This window comes from Streptomyces sp. TRM68416, from assembly GCF_014596915.1.
Lineage (GTDB): Bacteria > Actinomycetota > Actinomycetes > Streptomycetales > Streptomycetaceae > Streptomyces.
The window spans coordinates 1-6,178 of sequence record NZ_JACVWU010000051.1 but is presented as its reverse complement, the minus strand read 5'-3'; the positions used below and the strand labels follow the sequence as shown (position 1 = coordinate 6,178).

The following is a 6,178-nucleotide window of genomic DNA, read 5'->3' as shown; positions in this document are numbered from 1 at the left end:
GGTGTAGATCGCGTTGTCCGGACCCGCCACGCGCGGCAGGTTCTCCCGCGGCTGCGCGTCCAGCGCTGCGGCGACCTGCGGATCGTCGAGGACGAGCAGGGTGCCGTCGTAGACCTCGCCGAGGGAGTCGGCCAGGTCGCGGGTCGTCACGACGGCCCGCGCGCCCGCGTCCGACAGGACGTACGCGAGGCGCTCGGCCGGGTTCGCCGGGTCGAGCGGCAGATACGCCGCACCCGACTTCAGCACACCGAGCAGCGACGGAACCAGCGCCGCCCCGCGCTCCAGGTGCACGCCGATCACGTCCTCGGCACCGATGCCGAGCGTGCGCAGGTGCCAGGCGAGCCGGTTGGCGCGGGAGTTGACCTCGGCGTACGTGAATTCCGTACCGTCGGCGACCACGGCGACGGCGTCCGGGTTCTCGGCGACCCGGGTCTCGAACAGCTCGTGCGCGAGCGCCGAGGACGGCTCAAGGATCCGCGGTGGCTCGATCACCGTGGCCCGCTCCCCCTCCGGCAGATACGTGGCCCGCGCATCGCCGGCCGCACCCTCGGCGGCCATGCTCTCCAGGACTGCCCGGTACATCCCGGCCAGCCGGTCGGCGTTCTCCTGCGACAGCAGATGCGTGTCGCTGCGCAGGCCGAGGAACCCGCCCATGGAGCTGACGGCGAGACCGAACTCGGTGGCCGTCTTGTTGATGCCGTTGCCCTCGTCGACGATCTCGCCCTCTTCGAGGATGTGGAAGTCGAGGTAGGTGAAGAAGACGTCGATCAGGCGCTGTCCGCCGGACTGGATGGCGGCGAGCGGGTAGCAGCGGTGCGGCCAGGCCTCCACCTCGCGGTCGAAGACCTCGCGCACCAGCTCGCCCCAGGTCGACGCGGTGCGGGTGTGTCCGTGCGGGAGCGTGGTGATGTACATGCCCATCAGCCGGTCCGAGCCCGCGACCTCGGGCCGGGTGTGGCCGACAAGACCGCTGAGGAAGGCGTCGGCCTCGGTGAGCTGGCTGAGTACCTTGAGATGGGCACCGTGCAGCACCGCCTTGAACGGCACGCCGGCCTCCGCCGCCAGTGCCTTGAGCCGGGGCTCAAGGTCGCGGTACGAGAATCCGGCGTCCACCCGCTCGGCGGGTGCGTCGAGGTCGCCGTGCCAGCCCTCGGGGAGGGTGAACCGGGTGTGGGTGTCGACCAGCGTCTGCCAGTACGCGCGGTCCTCCTCCGAGGCCAGCGAGTCGAGTTCGGCGGCGACGCTGTCGGCGAACCTGACGGGAAGCTCCTCGTACGCGGGCTCGCGCCCTTCGCGCAGGTCGCGGAAGGCGGCGATGAGTTCCTTGAGCAGCTCGTGGTAGCTCCAGCCCTCAAGGAGGGCGTGGTGCTTGGTGAACGAGACGCGCCAGGTGTCGTCGCTCTGCACATGGACGGTGATCCGGATCAGCGGATCGGGCAGGGACAGGTCGAAGACGTCGGCACGCTCGGCGGCGGCGAAGGCGACCAGGTCGGCCTGCAACTGCTCGGGGGCGGTGCCGCGCACGTCGTGACAGCGGACCGGGATGGCGACCTCGTGGTGGACGAGCTGCATCGGGACGCTGTACGTCGTGAGGTCGGCCGAGGTGCGCAGGATGTCGTGGCGTCGGCCGACGATCCGTACCGCCTCGGTGAAGGGACCGAGGTCGAACGGGGCGTCGTCGTTGACGAGGAACGACACGAAGTCGTGGTAGTTGCCGCGTTCGCCCGAGGCGAGGGTCTCCACGAGCATGCCGGTCTGCACCTGGGTGAGCGGGTACGCGTCGTCCAGGCCGGCCGGGAGCATGGCACGGTCGGCGTCGGAGATCAGCTCGAACGGCGCGACCCGGCGGACGGCGTCCGGCACCTCTCGGCCGGTGGCCGAGGCGCAGAGCGCGGCGATCGTGGTGTGCGAGAAGACGTCGAGCACGCCGACCTCGAAGCCGGCCGAGCGCAGCGCGCCGACCAGGCCCACGGCCCGGATCGAGTCGCCGCCGAGCTGGAAGAAGTCGTCCTCGACGCCGACGCGTTCCATGCCGAGCGCCACGGCCCAGACCGCCGCCATACGTTCCTCGTCGGGGGTGCGGGGGGCGACGTAGGAGTCGACGTCGACGGACTGGACGTCGGGTGCGGGGAGGTTCTTCTTGTCGAGCTTGCCGTTGGTGGTGAGCGGAATCGCCTCCAGCTCCACGAACGCGACCGGGATCATGTAGTCCGGCAGCTCCTGGGCGAGCGCCTCGCGCAGGGCACGCGGCTCCACGGCCGAACCCTCGGCCGGGACCAGATAGGCCACCAGACGCTTGTCACCCGGGGAGTCCTCACGGACCACGGTCACGGCCTGACGCACCGCCGCATCCTTCAGCAACGCAGCCGTGATCTCCCCCAGTTCGATCCGGAAACCACGGATCTTCACCTGATCATCGATACGGCCCAACACCTCAAGACCACCATCAGCACGACGACGCGCCACGTCACCACTGCGGTACATCCGCGAACCCGCAACACCCCACGGATCCGGCACGAACCGCTCAGCCGTCAACGCCGGACGGCCGAGGTAGCCACGCGCCACACCAGGACCCGCCACATACATCTCACCTGGAACACCCACCGGCACCGGCTGCCCCTGCCCGTCCAGCAGATACACCGCCAGGTCGGCCAGCGGGTGACCGACCCTGCTGATCAGCGGGTTGGCCACGTCCTCGGCGTCGATGCGGTGGTACGTGGTGTGCACCGTGGTCTCGGTGATGCCGTACATGTTGACCAGCGCCACACCGTCGAGACCCATCCGGGTCGTCCACGGCTCCAGGTCGCCGACCTCCAGCTTCTCGCCCGCGAAGATCACCGCGCGCAGCGAGAGCGCGTCGATCCGTGCGTCGCCGTCGGCGGTCAGGGCGACCAGGGAGCGGAAGGCGGTCGGGGTCTGGCTCAGGACGGTCACGCCCTGCTCGACGAGCAGGCCGAGGAATTCCTCCGGGGAGCGGGTGACGGCACGCGGCACGACGACGAGCCGGCCTCCGTGTGCCAGGGCACCCCACATCTCGAACACGGAGACGTCGAAGGCGTAGGAGTGGGCCATGGACCACACGTCGTTGCCGTCGAAGGCGTAGTGCTCCTGCGCGGTCTCCAGGAGCCGCACCACATTGCGGTGGGTGAGGGCCACGCCCTTGGGGCGGCCCGTCGAACCCGACGTGTAGATCGTGTAGATCACGTTGTCCGGGGCGGCGGCGCGCGACAGGTTCTCCGCGGACAGCCGCGCCAGCTCGGCCGCCGTCCGCGCGTCGTCCAGGACGACCAGCGTGCCGTCGTAGACCTCCGCCAGGCCCGCGGCCAGTTCACGGGTGGTGACCACGATCCGGGCGCGCGCGTCGGACAGGACGTAGCCGAGGCGCTCGGCCGGGTTGGCCGGGTCGAGCGGCAGATAGCCCGCGCCCGACTTGAGCACGCCGAGCAGCGCAGGGATCAGATCCGCACCACGCTCCAGGTGCACACCGACCAAATCCTCCGCTCCGACGCCGAGCGCACGCAGGTGCCGGGCGATCCGGTTGGCCCGGGCGTTGGTCTCGGCGTACGTGAACTCCGTGCCGTCGGCGACCACGGCGACCGAGTCCGGAGTCTCCGCCGCGCGCGCCTCGAACAGCTCGTGCGTGAGGGCGTCCGGCTGCGGGAGCCGTCGCGGCGCCGCGACGACAGCGGCCCGCTCCCGCTCCGGCAGATACGTGGCCCGCGCGTCGCCGGCCGCACCCTCGGCGGCCATGCTCTCCAGGACGGCCCGGTACATCCCGGACAGCCGGTCGGCGTTCTCCCGGGAGATCCAACGGCAGTTGGCGGTGAGGATGACGTGCCCGGCCCGTGAGGCCACGGTGAGCGGGAACTCGGTGGGGCTGTCGTCCATGCCGGACATCGCGTCGACGAGCTCGGTGTCGAGCTGACGGAAGTCCTGGTAGTTGAAGTAGATGTCCATCAGGCGGCCCGTGCCGCCCCACTGGCGCAGCACCGCGGGCAGCGGGTAGCGGCGGTGGCCCCACAGGTCGACCTCGGTCTCGAAGACCTGCTGGAGCAGCTCGCCCCAGGTGCCCGCCCCGCGCCGGAAGGGGAACGGCAGCGTGTTGAGGTACATGCCGTACACGCGGTCGGCGCCCGCGGCCTCCGGCCTGGTGTCGCAGACGAGGCCGGTGTGGAAGGCCTCCTCATCGGTGAGCTGGCTCATCACCTTGAGGTGGGTGGCGAGCATGACGGCCTTCATCGAGGTGTCGGTGGCCGCCGCGAGCGCCCGCAGCCCGGGCTCGATGTCCCGCCACGAGAAGCCGCACTTGTACAGGTCGAAGGTGCCGGCGTCCGGGTCGCCCCAGCCGGCGGGCATGGGCAGGGTGGCGTAGTCGGTGACCACCTTCTCCCAGTAGTCGCGGTCCTCCGCCGATTCGAGGGCGGTCAGCTCCGCGGCGACGGCGTCGGCGAAGCGGATCGTCGGGGTGTCCTCGGGCTCGGTGACGGAGCCGTCGCGCACCTCCAGATAGGTCGTGACGAACTCCATCAGGAGGGAGTGGTAGCTCCAGCCCTCAAGGATCGGGTGGCACTCGACGACGGAGATCCACCAGCCGCCGTGATCGGTCAGGTGCGCGTGGAAGCGCATCAGCCCCGGCTTGGTCATGTCGAAGACGTTCTTGCGCTCCTCGACGGTGAACGCTTCGAGCTCGGCGCGCACCGCGTCCCGGTCCATGCCGCGGAGGTCGAAGACGAGGTTCTCCAGCTCCGCGTCGGCGTGGACGAGCTGCAGGGGACGCGAGTACGCGGAGAGCTCGATGGAGGTGCGCAGGATCTCGTGGCGCGCGACGACGATCCGCGCAGCCTCGGCATAGGCGTCCCGGTCGAACGGGACGGGATCGTGGATCAGGTACGACGAGACGTTGTGGTAGTTGTTCTGCTCTCGGTCCGAGAGCATCTCGATGACCATGCCCAGCTGGTTCATGCCCAGCGGGTAGGCGTCGACGACGTCGAGGGGCAGCATCGCCCGGTCCTCGTCGGAGATCAGCTCGAACGGCGCCACGCGCCGCTGCACGAGGTCGCTGCGGGCCTCGCCCATCAGCTCGCTCAGCCGGGCCACGGAACGGCGGTCGAACACATCGCGCACGGCGACCTCGTAGCCGGCGTCGCGCAGGGCTCCGACGAGGGCGACGGCACGCATCGAGTCGCCGCCGAGCTCGAAGAAGCTGTCGTGGACGCCGACCTTGTCGACCCCGAGCACCTGCTGCCATATCTCCGCGACATGCGCTTCGAGCGGCGTACGGGGAGCGGTGAACTCCCCGGCGCTGCGCAGTTGTCCGGCCTCCGGCGCGGGCAGGTTCTTCTTGTCGAGCTTGCCGTTGGTGGTGAGCGGGATCGTCTCCAGCTCCACGAACGCGGCCGGGATCATGTAGTCCGGCAGGTCCTGGGCGAGCGCCTCGCGCAGGGCACGCGGCTCGACCGTGGCGCCTTCGGCCGGCACGAGGTAGGCGACGAGACGCTTGTCACCGGGGGTGTCCTCACGGACGACGGTTACGGCCTGCCGTACGGTCGCGTCCTTCAGCAACGCGGCCGTGATCTCCCCCAGTTCGATCCTGAAACCGCGGATCTTCACCTGGTCGTCGATACGACCCAGCACCTCAAGACCACCATCGGCACGACGACGCGCGACATCACCACTGCGATACATCCGCGAACCCGCGGCACCCCACGGATCGGGCACGAACCGCTCAGCCGTCAGCGCCGGGCGGCCGAGGTAGCCGCGCGCCACACCGGGACCGGCCACGTACATCTCACCGGGCACGCCGACCGGCACCGGCTGCCCCTGCGCGTCCAGCAGATACACCGCCAGGTCACCCAGCGGACGCCCCACCGGGCTGACCCCGGGAACCTGGAGATCGGCGGCCTGCACCTCGTAGTAGGTGACGTGCACGGTCGTCTCGGTGATGCCGTACATGTTCACGAGCGCGACCCGGTCGAGGCCCAACCGCGCTGTCCAGGGCGCGAGTTCGGCGACCTCCAGCTTCTCGCCGCCGAAGACCACCGCCCGCAGGCTCAGCGCGTCGATGCGCTCGTCACCCGAGGCCGCGGCCGCGACCAGCGCGCGGAACGCGGTCGGCGTCTGGCTGAGCACCGTCACGCGCTGCTCGGCCAGCAGGTCGATGAAGTCCTCGGGCGAGCGT

General features: G+C 70.3%; 1 protein-coding gene. It reads right to left on the bottom strand.

Annotation, left to right across the window (positions count from 1 at the left end):
- A partial coding sequence (locus ICC28_RS39745) for a non-ribosomal peptide synthetase (protein WP_188293748.1) occupies positions 1-6,178 on the bottom strand: 6,178 nt, incomplete at both ends.